This is a genomic window from Haladaptatus sp. W1 (assembly GCF_001723155.1).
GTDB classification, from domain to species: Archaea; Halobacteriota; Halobacteria; order Halobacteriales; family Haladaptataceae; genus Haladaptatus; species Haladaptatus paucihalophilus.
Genome location: NZ_MEIH01000249.1, coordinates 1 through 23,903, shown reverse-complemented (window position 1 = coordinate 23,903; position 23,903 = coordinate 1). Strand labels below are relative to the sequence as shown.

General features: G+C 60.2%; 16 protein-coding genes and 2 pseudogenes. 9 read left to right on the top strand and 9 right to left on the bottom strand.

The genetic code is table 11. The features are described from left to right. Nucleotides 1–22: 22 nt before the first annotated feature. Nucleotides 23–2,185, top strand: coding sequence for a polysaccharide biosynthesis C-terminal domain-containing protein (locus tag BG842_RS10890; RefSeq protein ID WP_069450738.1), 2,163 nt, complete (start codon nucleotides 23–25; stop codon nucleotides 2,183–2,185). 450 nt (nucleotides 2,186–2,635) lie between these two features. On the opposite strand, the gene BG842_RS10885 is transcribed toward BG842_RS10890, so the two are convergent. Further along, nucleotides 2,636–3,952, bottom strand: coding sequence for a polysaccharide deacetylase family protein (locus tag BG842_RS10885; RefSeq protein WP_069450737.1), 1,317 nt, complete (start codon nucleotides 3,950–3,952; stop codon nucleotides 2,636–2,638). A 192-nt stretch (nucleotides 3,953–4,144) separates the two neighbouring features. After that, entirely contained in the window at nucleotides 4,145–4,894 is a 750-nt protein-coding gene (locus BG842_RS31505) for a hypothetical protein (protein WP_254663072.1), read from the bottom strand. Nucleotides 4,895–4,998: 104 nt separating this feature from the next. Between BG842_RS31505 and BG842_RS31500 the strand changes: the two genes are divergently transcribed. Next, a complete protein-coding gene (locus BG842_RS31500) occupies nucleotides 4,999–5,676 on the top strand; it encodes a hypothetical protein (RefSeq protein ID WP_254663071.1) in 678 nt (225 codons plus the stop codon). A 20-nt stretch (nucleotides 5,677–5,696) separates the two neighbouring features. Here the strand turns inward: BG842_RS31500 and BG842_RS10875 are convergent, their stop codons facing one another. Further along, nucleotides 5,697–6,515: an FkbM family methyltransferase gene (locus BG842_RS10875; protein ID WP_139136097.1), complete on the bottom strand. Its 819-nt coding sequence runs from the start codon at nucleotides 6,513–6,515 to the stop codon at nucleotides 5,697–5,699. Between the two features lie 169 nt (nucleotides 6,516–6,684). On the opposite strand from BG842_RS10875, the gene BG842_RS10870 reads away from it, so the two are divergent. The 4 genes from BG842_RS10870 to BG842_RS10855 all read left to right on the top strand — a co-directional run bounded on the left by BG842_RS10870 (nucleotide 6,685) and on the right by BG842_RS10855 (nucleotide 12,649). After that, nucleotides 6,685–7,917 (top strand): glycosyltransferase, encoded by a 1,233-nt coding sequence (locus BG842_RS10870; protein WP_069450736.1) that lies wholly within the window; start codon nucleotides 6,685–6,687, stop codon nucleotides 7,915–7,917. Then, nucleotides 7,914–9,458: a lipopolysaccharide biosynthesis protein gene (locus BG842_RS10865; protein WP_069450735.1), complete on the top strand. Its 1,545-nt coding sequence runs from the start codon at nucleotides 7,914–7,916 to the stop codon at nucleotides 9,456–9,458. The genes BG842_RS10870 and BG842_RS10865 overlap by 4 nt, the downstream gene beginning before the upstream one ends. 176 nt (nucleotides 9,459–9,634) lie before the next feature. Further along, nucleotides 9,635–11,383 (top strand): asparagine synthase-related protein, encoded by a 1,749-nt coding sequence (locus BG842_RS10860; RefSeq protein WP_069450734.1) that lies wholly within the window; start codon nucleotides 9,635–9,637, stop codon nucleotides 11,381–11,383. A 45-nt stretch (nucleotides 11,384–11,428) separates the two neighbouring features. Then, nucleotides 11,429–12,649 (top strand): DUF1616 domain-containing protein, encoded by a 1,221-nt coding sequence (locus BG842_RS10855; RefSeq protein ID WP_254663070.1) that lies wholly within the window; start codon nucleotides 11,429–11,431, stop codon nucleotides 12,647–12,649. A gap of 69 nt (nucleotides 12,650–12,718) precedes the next feature. On the opposite strand, the gene BG842_RS10850 is transcribed toward BG842_RS10855, so the two are convergent. From BG842_RS10850 to BG842_RS10830, 5 genes are all read right to left on the bottom strand, one after another. Further along, nucleotides 12,719–13,636, bottom strand: coding sequence for an NAD-dependent epimerase/dehydratase family protein (locus BG842_RS10850; protein WP_069450732.1), 918 nt, complete (start codon nucleotides 13,634–13,636; stop codon nucleotides 12,719–12,721). Between the two features lie 69 nt (nucleotides 13,637–13,705). Further along, entirely contained in the window at nucleotides 13,706–15,712 is a 2,007-nt protein-coding gene (locus BG842_RS10845) for a hypothetical protein (RefSeq protein WP_069450731.1), read from the bottom strand. A 44-nt stretch (nucleotides 15,713–15,756) separates the two neighbouring features. Next, a complete protein-coding gene (locus BG842_RS10840) occupies nucleotides 15,757–16,818 on the bottom strand; it encodes a DUF354 domain-containing protein (protein ID WP_069450730.1) in 1,062 nt (353 codons plus the stop codon). Beyond that, entirely contained in the window at nucleotides 16,815–17,771 is a 957-nt protein-coding gene (locus BG842_RS10835; RefSeq protein ID WP_069450729.1) for a glycosyltransferase family 2 protein, read from the bottom strand. Before BG842_RS10835 ends, BG842_RS10840 begins: the two co-directional genes overlap by 4 nt. Continuing rightward, nucleotides 17,772–19,142, bottom strand: coding sequence for a nucleotide sugar dehydrogenase (locus tag BG842_RS10830; protein ID WP_069450728.1), 1,371 nt, complete (start codon nucleotides 19,140–19,142; stop codon nucleotides 17,772–17,774). It lies immediately after the preceding gene. 526 nt (nucleotides 19,143–19,668) lie between these two features. Here BG842_RS10830 and BG842_RS10825 point away from each other — a divergent pair. From BG842_RS10825 to glmS, 3 genes and pseudogenes are all read left to right on the top strand, one after another. Then, complete coding sequence (locus tag BG842_RS10825; protein ID WP_069450727.1) at nucleotides 19,669–20,244, top strand: hypothetical protein; 576 nt, start codon at nucleotides 19,669–19,671, stop codon at nucleotides 20,242–20,244. Nucleotides 20,245–20,507: 263 nt separating this feature from the next. Continuing rightward, a complete protein-coding gene (locus BG842_RS10820) occupies nucleotides 20,508–21,950 on the top strand; it encodes a helix-turn-helix domain-containing protein (RefSeq protein WP_254663069.1) in 1,443 nt (480 codons plus the stop codon). A gap of 350 nt (nucleotides 21,951–22,300) precedes the next feature. Beyond that, a pseudogene (gene glmS / locus BG842_RS10815) lies at nucleotides 22,301–23,674 on the top strand (glutamine--fructose-6-phosphate transaminase (isomerizing)); the annotation flags it as partial. Nucleotides 23,675–23,734: 60 nt separating this feature from the next. Here glmS and BG842_RS33090 read toward each other — a convergent pair. Next, nucleotides 23,735–23,845: pseudogene (locus BG842_RS33090) on the bottom strand (RidA family protein); the annotation flags it as partial. Nucleotides 23,846–23,903 lie beyond the last annotated feature (58 nt).

Here is a 23,903-nt window from a genome sequence, read left to right as displayed (position 1 = left end):
GCACTGCATCGAGGGGTCTTTCGTGCAACGAAGCATTCTAAGCGGCGTCCTTTCGGTCGCCGGGACGAAAGTCCTCACACTCGTCATCGGTATTATGACGACTCCGATACTGTATCGGTTACTCGGACCCACCGGTATCGGCGTCTACACCACCGTTCTATCGGTGTTCTCCCTGTTCATGATACTCGTCAGCTCCGGCATCTCCGACGGCGTTCGGAAGTTCATCGCCGAGGAGCACGAGATGGACTGCTGGGAGGAGTACGTCGTCGGCTTTTACTTCCGACTCGCGCTCGTGCTCGCGGTCGCGGGAGCGATACTGCTCGCGCTTGCGACGTGGACCGGGGTCGTCGCGTGGATTTTCGGCCCGGAGTACGAGTTGTACTTCTACCTCCTCACGGTGATGACGATAGCGAGCCAGTTCCAAGCGTACGCCCGTCGGACGCTGATGGGGTTCGGTTTGGAGCGATACTCGGAACCCCTGAAGGTCGTCCAGCGAGTGACGTTCATCGTCGTCGCCCTGCCGCTGGTCTACTACATGCGAAACCGAGGAATGCTCGAAATCGCGGTTCTCGGCGCGTTAGCCGGGAAAATAGCCGCGGCGGCCATGGTAGCGGTCATCGGGTTCGCGCTCATCATAAAGCGGACGTCGCTCCGTAGTTTCCTTCGGTCGACGCCGGAGGACTTCCCGCGGCGCCGGATGCTCGCGTTCAACTCGCTGTCCATCGTGCTCATCCTGCTCCTCATGTCGCTGTACCACGTCGACATCCTGATGCTCCAGCTGATGTCGGGGAGCAACGAACAGGTCGGATACTACCGCGCGGCGCTGAAACTCGCGGAGTTCCTGTGGTTCATTCCGATGGCGCTCCAGACGGTGTTCGTCCACTCCACGTCCGAACTGTGGTCGAACGGGAAGACCGAACGCATTTCGAAGTTGTCGGCGCGGACGACCCGCTACACGTTCCTCCTGACCGGCGTGATGGGGCTGGGTCTGGCGGCGCTCGCGAACATCGCCGTCCCGGTCTACTTCAGTGCGAAGTACCTGCCCGCGGTGACGCCACTGCTCTTGCTGTTGCCGGGGTCGCTCGGGTTCGCGGTCGCCCGACCCATCCTCGCCATCTCGCAAGGGAAGGGCGACCTGAAATACCCGATTATCGCCACGGGGACGGCGGCGGGCATAAACTTCGTCCTGAATTTCCTGCTCATTCCACGGTACGGGATGCAGGGAGCAGCCGTTTCGACGAGTATCGGCTACGGTTCGATGTTCGTCTTCCACCTCTGGAGCGCCCGAAAGGTCGGCTTCGACCCCCTATCGGACGCCCGCCTGGGACGGATTTTGGGGACGACGATACTGTCGGCACCCCCCATCTTCGTTCTCGCGCGAGTGCTCGACGTTCGCCCCCTCATCGCGGGGTTCCACGTCCCGTTGGCGCTCGCCCTCGTCCCACCGCTCGGACTGGGCGTCTTCACGTTCTTCGCGTTCGCGACGGGAGCCCTCGGTTTCGGAGAGGTCTTCGCTACGCTCTCGTCGTTCCCCGAACCGCTCAGCTCGCGGGCCGAAACACTACAGACCAAAGTGAGAGAAAACACGATGTCATCCGACTCGATACAGAAACTGATGGTCGTCACCGGCATTCTGCTGTTCGTCTCGGGGATCGGGTACGCGTTCCTCGACCCCGGAATCGGCGGAATCGGCGGAGTCGGCGGTGCGAACCAAGGATCGTCCATAAACAATACGCAGACGGTCGCGGGAACGACGGTGGCCGAGACGACGCACGGTACGACGCCGACGAAATCGACGACCGAACAGAAGACGACGCAAGCGAAATCCACCACGGAGAAGACGAGTACGTCGCCGTCGACGACGACAACGGATACCAATCCGCCACCATCCACGACGTCCGATACGAATCCACCGCCGTCCACGACGACGACCACATCGCCGCCCACGACCACGACTACGAGCGGTACGACCACCACCACGACTACCACCAGCACGACAACGACAACCACGACTACCACCGGTACGACGACAACGACGAGTGGCGCGAGTACGACGTCACAGTCGTCCACGACGACCACGGGGTCGACGGCGGGCACCACATCGTCACCGACGGACACAACGTCATCGACGACGAGTAGCAGTTCCACGTCGAATACGACGACGAATTCGTCGTCGTGGTGGTGAGCGACGATACGAACGACGATTTTAACCAGAACGCGGACTGGAACCGCGGGAACGGTAGTTCTGGATGAGCACTGAACGGGAGCGAAAGGGGACCGACGGTGCTGTTTTTGCTTTCGGACTGAACGAGGCAGCCTGACCGCCGTACTCGATCGGTTCGAGAGCCGAGAGACGCGAGCGAGACAGGCATTTAGCTCCGAGCGAGGAGCATGGGCGTCCAAGCGGCGCGGTCGTCGCGGGCGATGTGCGCGACGTGGAAGGAACGGGAACGAACGAGCGACGGAGAGACGCGTCTCACGGATGCGTCACGGACGACGGCGAGATGAAAAGCGAACGACCGTTGGTTCAGCGGGTCGAAACGCGGGCGGGAAAATTCCGACCCGCGGCTAAAAGAGACGCACGATAGTCGTGCGGGGACGGGCGGAGAAAGCGAATGACAGGCGTCGAAGGGGCTTAGATGAGCATTCCCTTCTCTTCCAGGTCCGAGATGGTGACCACTTCGACGTTCTTGTTTTTGATGTACTTCAGGATGTTCTCGAATCGCTTCTCGGGAACGCCGTTTTCCCCGCCGATCTTGTGGAACAGGAGCGGCGAGAGCTGTTTGTACTTGGCGGCGTGGTCGATCTTCTGTTTGATGTTCTTGAGGTCACCCTGACCGTACATCCGCGAGATGATGGTGTTCTTCTGAATCGCCGGGAGCGCGTTCGGCGACGCGCCGAACGAGAGCGTCAGGTCGAAGTGCTTCTGCGCGAGGTCAAACGTGTTCGGCCCGACGACGTTCTTCGGGACGGCCATGTACTTGTGACCGTCGTAGCCGTACTTCTTGAGCCACTGCTGGCACTCCTTCATGAGCTTTTCCTGCTCTTTTTTCGGCCGCTTGTCCATCGGTGTCGCCTGCGTGTTGGGATGGCAGATCATGTCCCAACCGTCGTTTACCATTTCGTTCATCTGGGTCCGGTTGAGGAACCCGTCGTCGAAGACGGCATCCGAGATGATGGCGTCGACGCCGGAGAAGCCGTACTTTTTCATGGTTTTGTACGCCTTCGTGTACTGCGATTCGAGACCGTCGTCGAACGTGAGCATCACCATCCCCTTGTCGGGGGCGGGGACGGTTTTCAGGTCGTCCACGTAGAACTCGATGGGTTTCTGGGTATTGGGGTCCGTCGAACGACCGATGATGCGGACTTCGTAAACCTTCGAGAGGTCGATCTTCTTCGGGTCCATCTCGCTGGTGACGCCGAGGTTGACGCGAACCCACTTGCCCTTCGGCCCGTAGAGCGTCCGTTTCATCTCGACGATGTGGCCGCGGTCAGGCGCGTACAGCTGCACGGCGATCTTCACGAAGTCGTGTGACGTGCACTTGAACGCGAGGGAGAGGTTTTTGCCGCTGAAGTCGGCGGGATTGTCACCGAAGTTGACGCGGTGAATCATTCCCTGCTTGGTCTGCTTGCTGCCGACGATGTGGGCGGACTGTGACCCTTCGTATTTCACCTTCGTGCTCTTCTTGAGGCTTCCCTGCCCGTCGACGGCGCTCCACGGGCCGAGCTTTTCGAAGCCCTCGAAGGTCTGCGGACCGGCGGGAGCGTCGTTACCACCCTCGGTCGTGGTTCCCTCGCCGCCGGTGTTCGTCCCGTCGCCCTTGCCGTTAGTGCTACTCGTCGTGGAGGAGTTATCGCTATCGTTGCCGATAACACCGGAACAACCGGCGAGACCAGCGGTACCGGCTGCGCCGACGGTCGTCAGAAACGTGCGTCGTGTCTGTCGTCTCATCGCTACCCTATCCAAACAGACATAGGTATTTTCTTATATGGCGCTTAAGGGCGCAATGTCAATGATTGTGCATGTGGGAAATCCGGGTACGAAACACCGTTTGCAACGTTTCCAACAGCGGGAAAACACAGAGGGACTGAACTAGGCACCAGATAATTAATATGAGGGATTTGTTTGGGTGTTTTGATGGCGTCAGACAGGCAAAATCGAAGCATTACGAGTCGAAGAACATATCTCAAGCTCACCGGAGCAATCGCGGCGACGACCGCTGTCATGGGGTCTGCTTCTGCGAGCAAATCGGATTACGAAGACCAGTACGATACGGTCATTGACATAACGGACGTCGGGGCGGACAACGACGGAAACGAGTCTATCACACCCGTTCTTCAGGAACACGCGGACGACGATACGCTCCTCTATTTCCCATCCGGACGGTATTACATGGACAACCAGTTCCGTTTCACCGGCTTCGACAACTTCGGGATGGCCGGGGACGACGCGGAACTCGTCCCCGCGAGCTACCACGACTTCGACGACGACGGCGACGGAAACTACCGACTCTTCCGAATGGGCGTGGACTACGACCCCGGAACGGACCTTCGAATCGAGGGCTTCACCGTGGACCAGACGGCGGATGACACCGGCATCCGCGTCATCGAGGCCGCCATCGACGACGGCCTCATCGTTCGGGACATCGAAATCCTCGGCCAGCACGACAGCGGGACGTGGGGACCGGGGCGGTTCGTTATCACCGATTCCGACGGCGAAGGACTCGTCGAACGGTTCCACGCGCCCGACGGCGCCGCGTGGGAAGGAAACACGCCGAGCGATTCGCTGTGGCGCGGTCCGACCGGAATCCTCTCGAATCACAACAAAGGGACGCTCACTTTCCGCGATTGCATCCTCGGCAGCTTCCCGGACAACGGCCTGTACGCCGCACACGGTTCCGGCTCGATTCAGATCGAGGGGGCCGCTTCCAGAACAGCACGGGCGCAAACGTACGACTCGGAGGGCACGACAGCTACATCAAGGACGCGACGATCATCGTGGACAAGGAGAACCCGCACGGGATTTCCCAGCGCGGCCTCCGCATGGAAGACGGGAGCCTCCTCGTCGCGCAGAACGTCGATTTCCAGACGAACGTCTCGGACAGCCCGGCGATCTGGATTACCGCAGGTGCAAACTACAACTACGTCGATAACTGTACCGTCGCGGTTCATACCGACGACCCGTGTACGGGAATCTCGATTCGAGGATCGGGCGGACGGACCCGTATCAAGCACACGCACGTGGAGCACGAGACCGGCGGCGGCCCGGTCATCAAGATCCGCGATGGCGACGAACCCGTTTACCTCGAAGACGTTACGATCAGCGGCGAATCGCCCACCGAGGGGACCCGAAGCGCCATCCAGAACTACCGTGACGACTGTGAGTTCCGCGGCGTAAACGTCGATTACGGCGGTGGCTGGGGCCGACGTGCGCTGACGAACACCGGAGACAACTGCCTCATCTACGAGGGAGATTACGTTTCGGAAGACCGTCCGATAACGGACAAAGGTACGGGAACCTGGATAGAAGGCGTCTCCGCTCGGTCGCGGCGCGGCGACGTCGGCCTGTTGCTCAAATCCGAGGCCGAGGACGTCTACGTCAAGAAGTGCAACCTCGAAAACGGCATCGAGGACAACAGCGCCGACGGATACGACGGCTGGGGCAACGAGTTCTAACGACCGCCCGCTCTCCGCTCTCACTTCGGCTCGGTCCCTCGGGAGTTTACCGCGCGGATATGGTACGCGTCCGAGCGCTCGCTGAGGCGTTCGACGTCGAAACCGTGTTCGCGGAGATACGCTTCGATTTCCGCTGTCGAGGTGTCGTACTGTTCGCTCAACTCGTGGTGAAGTTCCGCGTAGACGACGCGAACGTCGGATAGGATATCGTCGAATCCACGGAGAACTTGGAGTTCGGCACCTTCGACGTCTATTTTGAGGATATCCGGTGCGGGGTACCGTCCCGTCTCGACCAGCGTTTTCCCTTGAAACACGTCGATTTCGAGCTCGCCATCGACCGAAAGGGCGTGTTTTCCCTCGCCGTAGTTTCGGCTCTCAACGGCGAGTGAGCCCGCACCGTCCTCGTCCGAGAGGGCGAACTCGGCGATATCCCATCGGCTGACGGGAACGTTTGCAGAGAGGTTGTGTCGAAGTCGAATCGCATTCGTCGGCATCGGTTCGAACGCGACGACCACGCCGCTATCGAGCCGTTTCCCGACGAAACAGGTGTGTGTCCCGATGTTGGCGCCGATGTCGTACACCACGTCCGATTCGCGGACATCGTTCAGCAACGACTCGATGACGGGTTGTTCGCCGACGAGCGATGTCACGCGGGAATATTCGGTCCGAGAGTCGGTGGCGAATTCGACGGTATATCCCCCGACGGTCACGGGGACGGACCAGAGATGCAGTGCCAGTTTGGCGTGCCAGTAGAGTGTCGCAATTGCTGGCGAGATACCCGCCTGTTTACAGAGATTCCACAGGCGGCTTTGGGCGGCCCATCGCTCCAAATCACGCATACAAAGCACAATCGGAGGTCGACTGATAAATATATATCATCGATAAGCGGGAGAACGGAGGCGAACGGCTCGACTTAGCAGCCCCATAACAAAGGTCGCAAAGAGTATCTGTTTCGATGAGCACCGGTTGCCGACACACGGCGTACGAGAGGAATCCAAAATCACACCGATGAACGCGTTGTTTCTTCCGAACCACGACGACAATCCGTACCAACTGCTGCTGGCGGATGCGCTCGAATCACACGGCGTCTCCGTCTCGCGTGGGAGTGCTAGCGGCCTCGCTCCCGTTCTCTCTGGAGTCGCACGAAACGACCCGGACGTGTTGCATTTCCACTGGCTCCACCAGTTCGTAATCGGGCGAACGCGAACGCGGAGCTATGTAGCCGCGGTCCGCTTCGCCTTCGAAGTGCTGATTTCGAAGTTGCTCGGCATCTCCATCGTCTGGACGGTTCACAACGTTCTTCAGCACGAGCGGCACTTCCCGCGATTCGAACGGCGCGTGCGCGCGCTGTTCGCCCGGCAATGTGACGAGATAATCGTCCACAGTCCGGCCGCACGCGACCGTGTGATGAGCACGTACGACCTCCCGGACGAACACGAGGAGCGAATCACGGTCGTCTCTCACGGGAACTACGTCGGGAGTTACGAAAACGAGGTCAGCCGAGCCGAAGCCCGCGAGCACTTCGGATTCGGCGACGACGAGATGGTGTACCTCTTTTTCGGGAACGTGCGGTCGTACAAGAACGTCCCGAAACTGGTGGAGACGTTCCGCACCATCGACGACGAGGATGCTCGTCTCGTCATCGCCGGAAATCCGCCGAACGACCGCAAGGAGAGCGCGAAACTCGCGCGGGGATGCCGGGCCGACGACCGCGTTCGAACCGACTTTACCTACATCCCCGACGACGAGATTCAGCTGTACATGAACGCAGCGGATGCGGTCGTCCTGCCGTTTACACGCGTTCTCACGTCCGGGAGCGTCATCCTCGCCATGTCGTTCGGAAAGCCGGTCATCGCGCCGCGACTCGGCTGTCTACCCGACGTTCTCGGGCCGAAAACCGAACTGCTGTACGACCCTGACGACCCGAGCGGCCTTCGGACGGCGATGAAACGCGCACCGACGCTCGACCTCGACGAAATCGGACGGCAAACGCGCGAGCGCGCGATGTCGTTCGACTGGGATGTCGTCGGCGAACGGACGGCAGCGGTGTATCGGTCGGCGACCGACGACCGGCCGGTCGAGACGCGGTTGCCCGGAAGCGATGCGTACGACGCGACGGTACGCGATTCGGCGGAAGCGGTCACCGACGGCGGCACGGACGATGCGTCGGACGGCGAAACCGTGGATGTGACGGCTGGACCGAGCGCGAACGGGCGGAACACGAGGGAGGAGAGACGATGAGCGGACGGTCGCCAATCGAACTGCTTCGATGGGTGAAAGCGACGTTGACGCCGGGTGACGACATCTCGGGTCGTGCGGTGACGAGCGGTATCTGGGCGTCGATGGCGAACGTCATTGGACGCGGCCTGCAACTGGTCAAACTCGTCGTGCTCGCCAACATTCTGACTCCGGTGCAGTTCGGGTTGGTCGCATACGCGCTGTTGACGTTGGCGGCGATGCGCCGCTTTTCGAACCTCGGCATCAAGCAGGCCCTCATTCAGAAAGAGGAGGACAACATCAACGAGTACCTCGACACCGCGTGGACGCTATCGGCGGTTCGCGGGGCGATACTGGCCTCCATCGGGTTCCTCGCGGCACCGTACATCGCGCGGGACTTCTTCGGCGCGCAACCGCCAGCGACGCAGGTGATTCAGGTGATGTCGTTGGTACCGTTGATAACCGGGATTCAGAACCCCGGCATCGTCTACTTCCGCAAGGATTTGGACTACGACAAGCAGTTCGTCTACCTCGTCGGCAAAGCGGTCGCCGCGGTGAGCGTGACCATCGGGTTGGCGTTGCTCTGGGGCAACGTGTGGTCGCTCGTGGTCGGCGACATCGCGGGCGTAGTGGTGGCGACGTCGCTGTCGTACGTCCTCCACGGATACCGCCCGTGGCCGAGCATCGATATGGACCAGACGCGGGAACTCGTGGGATACGGAAAGTGGATTACGGCATCGGGAATCATCGTCTTCCTCATCACGGAAGGGGACGACGTGTTCGTCGGATGGTTGCTCGGCAGCGCCGCTATCGGCCTCTATCAGTACTCGTACAAGGTGTCGAACGCCCCGGCGACCGAGGTGACGAAGGTGCTGACGAGCGTCATCTTCCCGACGTACTCGAAGTTACAGAACGACGCCGCGAACCTCCGCCGCGCGTTCTTCAAGACGGTGCAACTGACCACGTTCATCTCGATTCCGTTGGCGGCAGGCATCGTGGCGGTCGCGCCCGCGTTCGTTCACGCGTTCCTCGGTCCGGAGTGGGTGCCGGCGATTCCCATCATGCAGTTGCTCGCGGTGTGGGGGCTGCTCCGGTCCATCGGAGCGACGACCGGGCCGCTATTCCAAGCGGTCGGCAAACCCGACCTCGCCACCAAGATACAGGTCGGAAAGCTCGCCATCATCCTGTTGACCATCTACCCGGCGACCGCGGCGTACGGGGTCATCGGAACGAGCGCGGTCATCGTCGGCAACTCCGTTCTGTTCTCCGAGCCGGTTTCGACCTACCTCGCCGTCCGCGAAGTGGAAGGGAGCTACAGGCAGTTCCTTCGCCTCCTGTTGTACCCGCTCGTGGCGAGCATCGGAATGGTAGCGGTCGTGGTCTTCGTCGGGACGAAAGTACCCGTCGGCGGTATCCCGAAGTTCGGAATCATGGTCGCAACGGGCGTCGTCGTGTACGGTGCCGCCATCGTCACCATGGAGCTGTGGGGAACTACGGAATCCGCGACGTGTTCCGGACGATGGTCGGTGCTGTCGGGGAGTGAAAACGGTTTCAGAGGCCCCTAAACACAATTTTCCTGATGTTATACTGTGTATAGTTAACCCTCATTGACGCTATAGACAGCAGTAGAGTCAACCGTGACACGAGCGAGAGAGGAAGGCACGAGACGAAATCGGCGCGCAGTCCGATGCCGCCGTGGCACGGAGCGACCGCCCACAGACCCAACGGAGGAGCACGAAGGATGAACAAAGAGATATTTGGTGTCTTCGGTGATCGAGACGAGTTCGAACGGTTCCGCTCCGAGCGGGAGTTCGACGATATCGTGACGAGCGACGTTGCGACCGTCGGAATTCGAGATACGGGACTCGGAATTCCCGGTCGGAGTGCCTCGTACTCGGGCGAACTCGGGTCGTGTATCATCTGGGGAGAGGCGTACCCCAACAAACGCGGGTGGTCCGAACCCGCCCGCTGGCTGTTGGAACAGTACGCCGAAAACGGAGTGGACGCCATCAGGTCGCTCAACGGGTCGTACCTCGCGTTCATCGAACACGACGGGGACACCATCGTGCTCACCGACTCTATCCGGTCGTGGGAGTGTTTCTACACCGACGACCCCGGCGTGCGCGTGTTCGGGTCCGACGCGGCGGAGGTCGCAAAGACCATCGACAACCCGACGATGCGCCGACAGGCGGTCGGCGAGTTCCTTCACATGGGCGTCGTCCTCGGCGACAAAACGCTGTTTCACGAGCTCCACCGCGCGCCGTTCGACGGCTATCTCACCCCGGACGAGGCGGGCGAACTCGACCGGTTCGTCTACGAGGAGCGGGAGATGGACTACGCGAGCGAACTCGCGGACCGGATGCAGCGTGCGATTCGACTCCGTTCGCGTCAGCCGGGCAAGAAGGGTCTGTTGCTGTCGGCGGGGTACGATTCGCGGACGCTGCTGTCACAGCTTCCCGACCTCGACCACAGCTACACCGTCGGAATGCCGGACGCACAGGAGGTGAAGGTCGCCCGGCGCTTGGCGAAACAGTACAACGTGGACCACACGACGCTGGTGACGAACGACCGGTACATCACGCCCGGGGAACAGAAGGTGCGCGACACGCAGGGCATCAAGGAGTCCATCCACATCCATCACGCGGGCTACAACAGCGAGATGGAAGTGGACACGATGTATCACGCCCTGCTGTTCGACACGCTGTTGAAGGGGTTCGGTCACAAGCGAACCGAGTTGAAGCTGTTCGGCAAGACCATCCCGACGAAGAAGATGGAGTCGGACCCCGACCCGGTCGAGGCGTCGCTCGACAACTTCGGCTACCTTCCCGAGCGGAGCAGGAAGGTCGCGGAGAAGTACACGTCCGACCCTGACGCCGCCGGAAAGTTCGTCCGGCAAGCCATCGATTCGGAGTTCGACCGCTGCTGGAAGCGGACCGACTCCGTGCAGAACGCTCTCGCGCTATTCAGCATCCGGAACCAGCCGACGATTCCGTCGCGGACCCACCTCGCGGATAACTACCTCGAATCGTTCATCGCGGCCGACACGGAGCTGCTGGAGTGGCACCTGCAAACGCCGCCGGAGTACCGGAACACGTCGACGTTCATCCGCGCGATTCGGCAGCTGGACGAGGACCTGTTCCGCCACCGTCCTCCGGACCGGCCGTACACGTCGACGTTCTTGTCCCAGATGGAGCAGTTCGTGCGCCGAAAACTCCCGTTCATCACGGAGTTCCAACCCGCGTGGCCCGACCGACAGAAGGTGTACGACCGCTACAACTTGGACCAGCGGTTGTTCCCCGAAAACGAGACGATTCACGACCTTCCGTCGCGTCACAAGCTCCGGATCAACGATATGGTCGGCTGGGTCGCGCAGTGTTCGGAGAACATGGTCAACCCGACGGACGTTCTGCACATGCCGACCGAGGCACAGGGAACCGACGACGCTGGGTCGAAGCGGCGCGGAGCCGACGAAGTACGGTCGGAGAACTGATTAGGAGCCGTATAATAAAACCCGCTCAGGTCGATTTTCACGTCAATGAGTACGAATAGCCGCTGGTGGTTTCTCGACCTCGTACTAGCGCTTATGCTGACCGCTGTCGGCGGAGTAGCGGCGTATGTTGAACTCGGTGGACGAGTACGTGTCGCCCTCGTACTCCCGCTCGTCGTCTTTCTCCCGGGATACGTTCTCATCTCGGCACTGTTCCCGGAGGGCAGCGAGGGCGAAACACGGACGTTCGGATCGGGGAACGACGACGCCGCGTACGCTGTCGGCGGACCCGAGCGGGTGGCGCTCGCGGCGGCGCTCAGCGTCGCCGTCGTCCCCATGATCGCCGCGCTTTCGAACTTCACGCCGTGGGGCGTTCGCGTGCATCCGATTCTGTACGGCATCGTCGGATTCACCGCGATTTTCGGAGTTATCGCGTTCATACGGCGACTGCGCGTCCCGGCCGAGCGACGATATTCGCCCGGGGTACCCGGCTTGCTGTTCAATCCGAGCGGCCGTTCGGGAAGCGGCGTAACGGTAGCGCTGAACGTCGGCATCGTAATCGCGTTCCTCCTGCTGGCGTCGAGCGTCGGGTTCGCGGTGCTCAACCCACCACAGGGCAAGGCGTTCACGGAATTCTACGTGAGCAACACGAACGACGTGAACAGCAAGACGAATACGATGTACGACACCGACCTCGCCGCTGACGGCGTGACGGTCAGCGTTCACAATCACGAGCGAGAGCGGACGGAGTACACCGTCGTCGCGGTCATCCAGCAAGTCGATGGGGGAGAGGTCACGAAGCAATCCCAGTTCGCCAAAGAGCAGGTGACGGTCGATGCCGGGGAGAAAAAGCAGGTGAAGCTCACCGGCGACCCGGCGTTCACCGGCGAGAACGTCCGCGTCCAACTCCTCCTATACAAGGGGTCTGCGTCGGGCGAACCGTACACGAAGGCTCGCGTGTGGGTTTCCTCACGGAGCGGGCTCTCGAAACAGACGGATACGGGAAGCGATACCCAAGGGTCTGACAGCGGAACGAGTAGCGACGGCGGAGACGACCAACAGACGACGGAACAACAGCAAACGACACAACGGCAAACGACGGAACAACAACGGACGACACAACAGCAAACGACTTCAACAAGTTCGCAACCGCCATCGACGACCACCACGACTTCGACAGGGACCACTACGACGGGAACCACAACGACGACTACCACTACGACGACAACCACTACGACGACTACCGACGACGGCGGCTTCTTCTCGTAAAGGTCGGGACTCGTCTCACACAACTGACGGCCGTCGTCTCGAACGACGGCCGAACGGAAAGAAAACGGACTACTGGTACTGGGAGCAGACGCGACGGACGCCTTCCTCGAAGGTAATCTCCGGTTCCCAGCCAGTGGCTTCGGTGAACTTGCTCACGTCGGCCATCGTGTCGTGGACGTACACGTCCTCCGGGATGGGGTTCTCGACGTACACCGGTTCCACGTCGGTTCCGAGTTCCTCGTTGATGTACTCGACGACGGTATCGAAGTCGTAGCTTTCGCCCGTGCCGAGGTTGTAGACGCCGGTGAGTTCGTTTTCGGCCGCGAGTTCGAGACCGCTGACTATATCCGAGACGTACGTGAAATCGCGCGTCTGACTGCCGTCGCCGTAGATTTCCGGCGAGTCACCGTTCGCGATGTCGTCGGCGAACTGGGCGATGATGTTGGCGAACTCGCCCTTGTGCTCTTCCGCGCCGCCGTAGCCCTGATACACGGAGAAAAACCGCATTCCGGCCATGTTCATGTCGTAGTGGTGGGCGAAGTATTCCGCGTAGCGTTCGCGGGCCAGTTTGGACGCCTCGTAGCCGGTTCGAGCTTCCACGTCCATATCTTCCGGGGACGGTTCCGTTCGGCTTCCGTAGATGGAGGAGGTGGTCGCGTAGACGACGGTATCACAGCCGTCCTTTCGGGCCTGTTCAACGGTGTTGACGAATCCCTCGACGTTCACCCGAACGCCCTTCGTCGGGTTCTCCTCGTGCATCGCGTAGGACGACAGCGCCGCGAGGTGGAAGACGACGTCCACGTCCGTCGGCAGATCGTCTTCGAGAACGCTTCGTTCGTGGAATTCGACCGCCTCATCGAGGTTTTCTTCGGTGCCGAGATAGCCGTCGTCGATGGCGATAACGTCGTTCTCTTCGGCGAGATGATTGGCGAGATTCGAACCGATAAATCCGCCACCCCCGGTGACGAGGACGCGTTTTCCGTGCATGATACAGCATGCAAGAGGATGTGAGAAAAGGGTTGCTCTCTTTAGGAGAACGGAAGAAACGGGGTCAGTCTATATCGTCCGGTTGGCACAGAGCATCACGTCGCCGTTGTTGTAGAGGATACTCTGGTCGGGGCGACACAACTGTTGCTGTGACACCTGCCGCTGAACGGGAACGGTGGCGGTTATCCGCTCGCCATCCTTCGTGACGTGCTTCACGAGGACGAACTTCGGCGTCCCCGTTGACTGATACCGACGGTAAACGGTTATCGGGTGGTCCGTCGGTCCGTCCCGATTGTCAGCGGAGAGGTTGGCCGCTGCTGCCGGATACGACCCCGTTCTCGAAAACACCGTCTGATACGGGTGGTCCGTGTGTATCACCTGACTCGGCAAGATGGTCGCCGAATCGGGAGACCCGGTCATGTCCGAGATAGTGTAGACGGCGGCGACTTCCGGTTTCGTGTACGTCAAGCGCGCCTGCTCATCTTTGAACACGGGGCTGTCGATAGCACCGTGGCTGGACATCACCATCACGCTCGGATAGACGAGCGCGACGACCAGCAACGCCACGACGACGACGTTTCGGTTGAGATTGTGGACGAGATATCCGACGCCGAGGGCGGCGAGGATGGCCATCGGCGCGTAGAGGAACGCGAACCATCGCTGCGGGATGAAATTACGGATACCGAACATCGGCAGTCCGAGTGTGAACCCCGTCATCACGACGGTCGCGAACAGGAGCGTGAACACGGAATGCGAGATGCGCTTCCGCCGGAGGACGTACAGACAACCGACGACCGTCAACCCGAACAGGATGAGGAATCCCATCGTATCGACGTACGACGCCACTTTCTGCATGAGCGTCGGGGCGGGAAGGGAGATGTATTGGGAGTTGTTGCTCGCGAGGTTCAACAGACCCGCACTCGACACCAGCGTCTGTTCGAGATACAACAGCACGGTTTCGAGGAACGAGTTCCCGTTGTACGGGGTGAACGACCACATGAAAGTGATGAGTCCCACGTCGAACGCGAGCAGTCCCGCGAGGTTGACCGGCTCCAGCTTGCGATACACGCCCGGCCGACGCGCGGTCGTCTGGAATAGCCCCAGTTTGAGGACGAACTGGGCGAGGAGCCCCGAGAACAGCACGACGAGCATGATGAACGTCGAGACCTGGTGGGTGAGGATGATGGCGATGGAGAGGAACACGAGCAGGCTGAAGTCCCGTGCGTTGTACTCCAATCGCATAATGCGCAGGAGCGCGTAGACGATGGCGACGAAGAACAACAGGCCGTGGCTCGTCGGAATGAGGTGAATTCCCCACTCGATGAAATAGTCACCGATGGAGTAGAGCATCGCCGCGAACACGGCCCATCGAGCCGGGACGAGCAGTTTCGTCGCTCCGTAGACGAACACTATCGTCATGGGCATCACGACGCCGATGGAGAGGTACAACGCGTTGCGGAGGGACACGTCGTACAACATCGACGAGGACGCGACGAGCAAGTGGAACAGCGGTGCCGCGATGTGTTTGTTCCCGTTCATCGCGGACAGGGAGTGCTGTTCGAGCACACCTCCCGCCAACTGCGTCATGTGCGTCCAGATGTCGATTCCGATGTACGACGGCGTGGTGTACACCGCCATGAATCGGATGACGAATGCGAGTGAGAGTATCTGCACCAGCAGGAGCGACGGGAGGAAGTCCTCGTCGTCGACGAACAGGATTTGCAGCATGATGAGCGTCCCCGTCGCGCCGGAAAGGACGTGGAAGAGCAGGGACCGCTGACCCGCGTGCAGCGCGACGGCGACCATCGCGGCCATCGTTAGGAAACCGATGGTCGGCAGTATCTGGGCCACGAGTCGTGAGACGGACGGATACGCGTTCATCGTCTCGCGGTCGTTGCGAACCGCGAGCAAATAGAGCGCACATCCCAGTCCGAGGACGATGGGAATCGTCTTGATGTATATCTGTGAGGCGAAAAACCGCAGCGGAAACAGCCCGAGCGCGATTACGAAGCCGATAATCGCGGCGTCAACGTCGAAGCGTCGCTGTTTCAGCCAGCCGGACATTCTCCCGAACATCGATCAGTGCCTCCGTTCGTCGAATCGTGGTTCCATCATCGTATTTAAACCTCCGCGCCGGTCTGCGCCGTCCGACCGCGTGCGTTCCCGGAACGTCCCGTAATCGCACGCAAAATGACGTCTGTCGTGTCCACCTTGTCGTCGAGAAGTCGCTGCCGACGTTCCTGCCAGTCGGCGTCGCCTTCGAGGATGGAGACTGCTTGTTCGAGCGCTCGCGCGTGTCGGTCCTCCTGTTGATAGTTGAACAGGAGTTCGTAGCGCTCGTCCAGTTCGTCCGTGTATCCCATCGTGAGCGTGTTGACGTAGATTGCGGGGGTGCCGAGAACGGCGCTCTCAGCGGCCATCGTCGCACCCTCGCCGACGAACAGGTCGGCGAAGGCGAGTAGGTCGTGCATCCGATGGGGCGGAACGGTCGCCCGGCGCGATTCGAGTGACGAGGGGAGCGTCCGCTCCGAGGTGATGAGCACCTCGGAACCGGCGTCCTCCAACCGCTCTACTACGTCGCGCACGTCGTCGAATCCGCCCTGCCCAACGTCGTGTGAGGCACCCCACTCGACGAGACGAAGGACGGTGAACGTCTCGTCCGGGTCGAGGCCGAGGTCTTCGACCACCGTCGGGTCGGGGGTGAATCGGTCGGGGTGGAGATACGCGAGTTCGTGATACCCGGGATACCGAACCTGTTTCGAGCCGACGTTTCTCGTATAGCAATCAGGGGTGTAAACGGCGTCCGCGAACGGGAACGCGAGGTTCTGGATGAGCTTCGCGTGTTCCGTGTCGTAGAAGATGGCGCTTCGTGCACCGGTGACTTTCGCCACGTGCGCGGCCGCGACGCCGCCGATAGCGGTTATCACGTCGGGCTTCAACTGGACCGCGCGGCGGAGCAGGCGTGCCTCGTAGGTCGCCTGTACTCGCGCCAGTTGTGACAGCCCCGAGGCGGTACCGGCCAGCACTTCGTGGCTGATATCGTATCGTCGGAGGAGTTCGACCGCCATCTCCTTCTCGCGGGCGAAGACGTGCACGTCGTGGTCGTCCGCCTCCAGTTCCGCGATGGCGTTGCGGAAGAAGTGAACGTGTGCCGGGTGCTGAATGGTGACGAACACCTTCATGTGTTCTCCCTCCGGTCGAGAACGACCCCGACGATGATGCCGACCACGCCGACGACGAGCGACGTGAGTGATTTTCGGCCGTCGTCGCTCTCCGAACCGGTGAGCGTCGCGCCAGCGGCCCGAACGCCGAGCGCGATACCAACAACGCCGCTAACGATGCCGACGAGGTAGGCGATGCCGAGGGGATGGGTTCGATAGCGCGACCCGAGCCGCCAGAGGAAGTTCCTGAGGAGCATGAGCGACACCTTCGGAATGTAGTCGTTGTACTCGATGCTACTCTCCTCGTCGCCGTAGGTCGCGGGCATGTCCACGTCCGCCACGCGCATTCCGGCCACGTTCAGTTTCACGAGGATGTCGTTGCAGTAGCCGTAGTACTCGTACATCCCTTCGAGGTCGATGGCTTCGAGCGCAGGGAGCGAAATCGCGGTGTAACCGTTCTGCGGGTCCGTCACGTCCCAGTAGCCGCTGGCGATGCGCGTCAGCCACGTCAGCATCCAGTTGCCGAGCAGGCGAAACCGCGGCATCTCGTGGCGGAATTCGGGATTCGAAAGGCGGTTCCCTTTCGCGTAGTCCGCGTCCCCCGCCACGATGGGGTCGAGAAACCGCGTCATCATACCGGGGTCCATCTGGCCGTCCGCGTCGATGGTGACGGTGATATCGGTCTGGTCCTCGCGGGCGGCGAGATACCCCGTCTTGATGGCCGCACCGGCACCTCTGTTCACTTCGTGCTGGATGGCGACGACCTGTCCGTCGGTGTCGTCACTCTCGCCAGCACGCGGCGCACGTTCGATTGCCGCGTGTGCTCTAATTTCGTCCCACGTACCGTCAGTCGAGGCGTCGTCAACAGCATAGACGCGGTCTACGAAGTCGGGAAGCGAGTCGAGGACGTCGCCAACGAACCCTTCTTCGTTGTACGCGGGCACGACGACGCCTATCGTGTGCCCTTCGTACATCTACACCCTCCGGTAAGCGAACCCGGCGTCAGTTACTTTCTCCGGCTTGAACGAGCCCGTGACGTCCACGAAGCATGGGTCGTCGTTCATCTCCGCCGCGAGCTCCGCCAAGTCGAGGTCGTAGAACTCGTGGTGGGGCGTCGCAAGGACGATGCCGTCGAATCCCTCGACGGAGAACTCCTCGTCCTCCAGGATCGGAATTCCGAACTTTTCGCCCATGAGGTCGTTGTCGCCGTGCGGGTCGTAGCCGACGGTTTCGATGTCGAACTCGCGGAGCTGTCGAATGATGCCGTCCACTTTCGAAGTTCGGATGTCGGCCACGTCCGGTTTGTAGGTCATCCCGAGGATGAGGACGCGGCTGTCCCGGAGCGCTTTCCCGGCCTGATTCAGCTCCTTTATCATCATGTTCGAGACGTGAGCAGGCATGGACTCGTTCACGTCGCGTCCCTGTTGGATGAGACTGGGTGCGAACCCGGCCTGCTTGGAGCGGTGGATGAAGAAGTACGGGTCGACGGGGATGCAGTGTCCACCAACCAGTCCGGGGCGATAGTCGTGGAAGTTCCACTTCGTGCCGGAGGCTTCGAGCACCGCACGCGTGTCGATGTCCATGTCCATGTTGTCGAAGGCCATCGCCAACTCGTTCACGAGGGCGATGTTCAAGTCGCGCTGGACGTTCTCCACGACTTTGCTCGCTTCCGCAACTTCGAGTGACGCGGCCTTGTGGACACCCGCGTCGATGACCGTCGAGTACAGTTCGGCGATGTCGTCGCGCACGTCGTCGTTCATTCCGCCGACGACTTTCACCACGTCACGGAGACCGTGCTCCGGGTCGCCCGGCGTCGCGCGCTCGGGCGAGTAGCCGACGAAGAAGTCCTCGCCGCACGTCAGTCCCGACGCTTCCTCGATTGCAGGGACGAGGGCTTCTCGGGTCGCACCCGGGAAGACCGTCGATTCGAGAATGACGGTCGTGTCGGGGGACATGTAGTCGCCCACCGTCCGCCCGGCCGCCTTCACGAAGTCGAGGTTCGGCTGGTCGTGTTCGTCAACCGGCGTCGGAACCGTGATCATCACGTAGTCCGCGCGGGTGATCTCTTCGGGGTCGTTAGTGTAGGTGATATCGCTCTCGGCGATTGCGTCGTCGCCGAGGTCGCCCGTCGTGTCGATGCCGCCGCGAAGGGTTTCGACTTTGCTGTCGTCGATATCGAAGCCGACGACGTTGTACCCTTCCTGGTCGAAACCGACCGCCAACGGGAGTCCAACGTAGCCGAGACCGACGACGCATATCGTCGCTTCTCGGCTATCGTTTACGTCGTTCTGGTCACTTCCAGCGTAGTCCCGCTGGCTGTCGATGTCTCCTATCGTCGAGTTCATGGGTGATTGTCCTCCATTCGGTTGCTCTCCGTTACCGACCGACACCGGAGATCGGTCACGAGGGGAAGAGGAGGTAGATGCTTACCCTCGGTTCTCCGGTCGGACGCGATCCTCGTTGAAATCCATTAAACCCTGTAGGCTTTATTATACACTGACTAAGGGCCTCGTACCGCAGAATTGCCGTTTTTCGGGGCGAGTACATTGTGGAACGGGGACAAAGAACAGATTCCGAATCACAGACAAGCATCTAACAAGTATCTAAAGGAACTAGCCTCGGGCGCGCAATACGAATACACTCGTTCGAGATGCTACCCAGTACCCGAGACGGCACCCAGTGTCCGAGAGGGATACCGTATTACATTTAGTATAAAAATACATGTGGGTGAGAAATCGCAAGACTGGACCGGGATAAACTCGGGACAACGGTCTGAAAAGTAAGAAAATCAAAATGAACAATGCGGAAAACTGGCTGCAACTTCCGGGAGTAGCTTCTCCGTTTATTACCTCCCCGGAAAATCCAGCATGTATGAGCGCAACGACACAACAGGTCGAAGAACAGTCTAATTCCACGGACATGAGTACGGCCGTAGAACTGAGCGAGGATCAGATCTATCACCTCCTTCAGAACGAGCGACGACGGAACGTTCTTCGGTACCTCCACGACACGGAGGGACAAGTCTCGATGCGCGACATCGCAGAACAGGTCGCCGCGTGGGAGAATGATAGCACCGTTCAGTCGATCACGTCCAGCGAGCGCCAACGCGTGTACATTCCGCTCTACCAGTCCCACTTGCCGAAACTCGACGAAGAAGGGGTTATCGAGTACGACCAGAGTCGCGGCACGGTCACAAAGACGGAAACCGCGAACGTGCTGTACGAATACTTGGAACCGACGACGACCGACGACACGACCGATAACGAGAGCGACGATGAGCCGACCCGATGGGAGCGCTACTACCTCGGCGCATCCGGCCTCGGAGCGACCCTTCTCGCCGGGTCGACGCTCGGATTTTCACCCTTCGCACTGCTCCCGCACGGCTCGATCGGTCTCGCAATTCTCGGGATGTTCTGGACGCTAACGCTTGGACAACGGCTCGCCTAACGACCGAACAAAGTGGAGAAAACGGATACGTTTCCGTATTAGTTTGGCACTAATACAAGTAGTGTTTTTCATGTTTACACATCTCTATTCACGATATTTCCCGAAAAGGCGGGAAATATCGGTCGTAACCTACTAGTAAGACAGGCTAAATACAAAAGGTAGAAGCAGTAGAAATCCAACCCCAAAGGAAAAATACCGAGCGCGGAAATACCAAACATAGAACGGTTCACCGCATGAAACAGGGTGCTAGACTTCACACCAATATGACAAACAGGCAACTAGCCGTCTTCTCCGTCTGTCTGCTTCTCCTCGCCACCGCCTCTCCCGTCGGTGCAACACCGTCAGGTAACCAACTCGTCATTCAAAGCGTAACGTATGCTGGGTCGGGTGTCGCGGAAACCGGGGCGAACACGACCTACCTGTGGCGATCCGAACCCCACAACCAGAGCGTGACGGTGTACACCGGAAACCGCTCCGGGAGGAACCAAGTCTGTACGAGTTTCCGTGCGCCGAACAACAACACCACGAACACCGCGACGTGCCAAGCCGCGTCGTTCTCCTCGAACGGGGTGGAGCGTATCAACCTCTCGTTCGGCAGCGTTTCATCGGAGATTAATGGCGCGCAAACAGTCGTCGTTACGGTCGAAAACGGTGGAGCCGTCATCGCACAGCGCTCTGTTTCGGTATACGTCATGGTAAAAACGGGAGACGATGACAGCGATGGGCTGACGAACGAGAAGGAGATCAAAATCGGAACCAACGTATCGAGCAAGGATTCGGACAAGGACGGCCTCGAAGACGGGGAGGAGGTGAACAACTACGGGACGAACGCGACGAAAGCGGATACGGACAGCGACGGACTCCGTGACAATCAAGAGATAAGTCTCGGCGCGAACCCGACCCGAAAGGACACGGACGCGGATGGGTTGACCGATGGCCGCGAACAGGAACTCGGAACGAACGTCAGTCGGGCGGACACCGACGGCGATGGACTAACCGACGTCGCGGAGGTGGACGTCGGAACTGACCCCGTCAAGAAGGACACCGACGGAGACGACCTGAGCGACAGCGAAGAGGTCGCAAGCGTTACGGACCCAACCAAACAGGATACCGACGGGGACGGACTGAAAGATGGAAAAGAGGTCACGATCGGGACGGACCCGCTGAACAAAGATACCGACGGGGACGGATTAAAAGACGGAAAAGAGGTCACGATCGGGACGGACCCGCTGAACAAAGATACCGACGGCGACGGTCTGAACGACGGATTCGAACACCGCTTCGGGACGAATCCGAACAGTCGCGTTCTCACCGGTGGTCTGTACCTCGTCCTCCTCAGTCTACTCGTCGGAACGGTGTTGCTGGTACAACGGAACGGGACGAGCTGGCTCCCGATGGTGCTGGGAGGTGGCGACGAGACGAGTCACGAACCCGAACCGGAGCCACCGGTTCAGAGCGGAACGGTGACGACGGACGCGGACCGCGTGCTGCAACTCCTGCACGAGAACGGCGGACGGCTTCCACAGGGAGAGATCATCGAACGAACCGGCTGGTCGAAATCGAAAGTGAGTCGCCTCCTTTCGAAGATGGAAGATCGAAAGCAGATCAGCAAGATCAACATCGGGCGGAAAAACATCGTCATCCTCTACGGACAGGAACCCGGAAACACGGACAACACATCCGAGAAACCGCATAAAAGTGACTAAAACCACCGATTTTTCACTAGTTCTACCCATATCGGAGAAGAACTTAGCTAGTAGAGATTACATTTGAACCCGGTGAGACGGCGACAAGCACTCATACATTCGTCTTACATCCCTGCTAAGATACCCCCTTAATCAGTCTATAGTAATGGGGTTAGCGCGAAATGTCGAAGACAAGAGCCAGTCGTCTCCTGCGATTGGGGCGGCGGGTCTATAGGACACACCCATGAACTACCCTGACACACCAGACGGACGTGCGGCAGTTCGTTCCGGCTTGGTCCGCGATACGGGAGCGCATACCGGCCCGGAGCCACAGTACGAACAGCCCGCAGGACGAACGGAGGAGACGTAGGATGTGTGGAATCATTGCCCGCATCGGCGAAGGTGATGCGATAACGAAGCTCGTGACGGGACTCGAAAACCTCGAATATCGAGGCTACGATTCCGCTGGAGTCGCCGTCCAGAACGGGTCGGGGATATCCGTCTACAAGCGTTCAGGGCAGATATCGGAGCTGAAAGATGCCATTGTCGGAAGCGTCCCAAAGGGGAACGTCGGTATCGGCCACACGCGCTGGAGCACGCACGGCCCACCAACCGACGAAAACGCCCACCCGCACACGAGCGAGACGGAAAACGTCGCCGTCGTCCACAACGGTATCATCGAAAACTACACCGAGCTGAAAGAGCGGCTGGAAAGCGACGGCCACGAGTTCACGAGCGACACCGACACGGAAGTCATCCCTCATCTCTTCGAATACTATCTTCAGGATGCGCCCAGTATCGAGGATGCGTTCCGCAAGACCATCGGTGACCTCGAAGGAAGCTACGCGGTGGCCGCACTCGTCGATGGCGTCCACGCCATCTACGCGGCCCGACAGGGGTCGCCGCTCATCCTCGGGCTGGACAACGACGAGTATTACCTCGCCAGCGACGTGCCAGCCTTCCTCGACCACACGGACAGGGTCGTGTACTTCGAAGACGGTGACATCGCCGTCCTCGAACCGAACGGCGTGACGATGACCGACCTCGAAGGCAACATGGTCACGCGGGACGTGGAACGGATCGATTGGGACCCCGAAGACGCCGGAAAGGGTGGCTACGAGCATTACATGCTCAAAGAGATCAACACCCAGCCGAACGCACTCACCAACACCATCGAGGGGCGGGTGCAGGACGGCGAGGTTACCCTCGAAGACTTCCCCGAAGGAACGTTCGAGGACATCGACGACGTGCAATTCGTCGCCTGCGGAACGTCGTACCACGCGGCACTCTACGGACAACGGCTCCTCAACCAGACGGGAATACGTGCACAAGCGTTCCGTGCCAGCGAGTACGTCGATTCGGCAACCGGTTCGATCACCGAGAACACGCTCGTCATCGCCGTCACCCAAAGCGGGGAGACGGCGGACACGCTCGGTGCACTCCGCGGGGCGAAAGAGCGTGGCGCACGAACCGTCACGGTGACGAACGTGATGGGTTCGACCGCGGCCCGCGAAGCCGACGATGCGTTGTTCATCCGCGCGGGTCCGGAGATCGGCGTGGCGGCCACGAAGACGTTCTCCTCACAAGCGGTCATGCTCTCGCTCCTCTCGCTCCGTCTCGCAGAGGATATCGAGACGGTGAGTGCACCGGACGACCAAGCGGAACTGCTTCGGGAGTTGCAGAAACTGCCCGAGCACGTCCAAACGGTCCTCGACTCCACGGCCGCCAAGCGAATCGCGAGCCGACGACTCGTTCATCTCGTCGAAGTCCTCGATGTCGTCCATGAACACCGTCACCTTCAGCACGTCCTGCATGGTCAGGCCTTCCTCTTCGAGGATGCCCTTGACGTTCTCCAGACTCTGGCGGGTCTGCACCGCGATTTCCTCGTCGTCGAGGAGTTCGCCGTCGGGTGTCATCGGAATCTGTCCCGCAGTAAAGAGGATGTCACCGTTCGTCGTCGCTTGACTGTACGCA

Bases quoted from the DNA above. Each gene is read 5' to 3' on its own strand.
- BG842_RS10850 (WP_069450732.1), bottom strand. From the start codon at position 13,636: ATGCACGGAAAACGCGTCCTCGTCACCGGGGGTGGCGGATTTATCGGT.
- BG842_RS10875 (WP_139136097.1), bottom strand. From the start codon at position 6,515: ATGCGTGATTTGGAGCGATGGGCCGCCCAAAGCCGCCTGTGGAATCTC.
- BG842_RS10865 (WP_069450735.1), top strand. From the start codon at position 7,914: ATGAGCGGACGGTCGCCAATCGAACTGCTTCGATGGGTGAAAGCGACG.
- BG842_RS10825 (WP_069450727.1), top strand. From the start codon at position 19,669: ATGAGCGCAACGACACAACAGGTCGAAGAACAGTCTAATTCCACGGAC.
- BG842_RS10885 (WP_069450737.1), bottom strand. From the start codon at position 3,952: ATGAGACGACAGACACGACGCACGTTTCTGACGACCGTCGGCGCAGCC.
- BG842_RS10835 (WP_069450729.1), bottom strand. From the start codon at position 17,771: ATGTACGAAGGGCACACGATAGGCGTCGTCGTGCCCGCGTACAACGAA.
- BG842_RS10830 (WP_069450728.1), bottom strand. From the start codon at position 19,142: ATGAACTCGACGATAGGAGACATCGACAGCCAGCGGGACTACGCTGGA.
- BG842_RS10860 (WP_069450734.1), top strand. From the start codon at position 9,635: ATGAACAAAGAGATATTTGGTGTCTTCGGTGATCGAGACGAGTTCGAA.
- BG842_RS10840 (WP_069450730.1), bottom strand. From the start codon at position 16,818: ATGAAGGTGTTCGTCACCATTCAGCACCCGGCACACGTTCACTTCTTC.
- BG842_RS10855 (WP_254663070.1), top strand. From the start codon at position 11,429: ATGAGTACGAATAGCCGCTGGTGGTTTCTCGACCTCGTACTAGCGCTT.
- BG842_RS10820 (WP_254663069.1), top strand. From the start codon at position 20,508: ATGACAAACAGGCAACTAGCCGTCTTCTCCGTCTGTCTGCTTCTCCTC.
- BG842_RS10870 (WP_069450736.1), top strand. From the start codon at position 6,685: ATGAACGCGTTGTTTCTTCCGAACCACGACGACAATCCGTACCAACTG.
- BG842_RS10845 (WP_069450731.1), bottom strand. From the start codon at position 15,712: ATGTTCGGGAGAATGTCCGGCTGGCTGAAACAGCGACGCTTCGACGTT.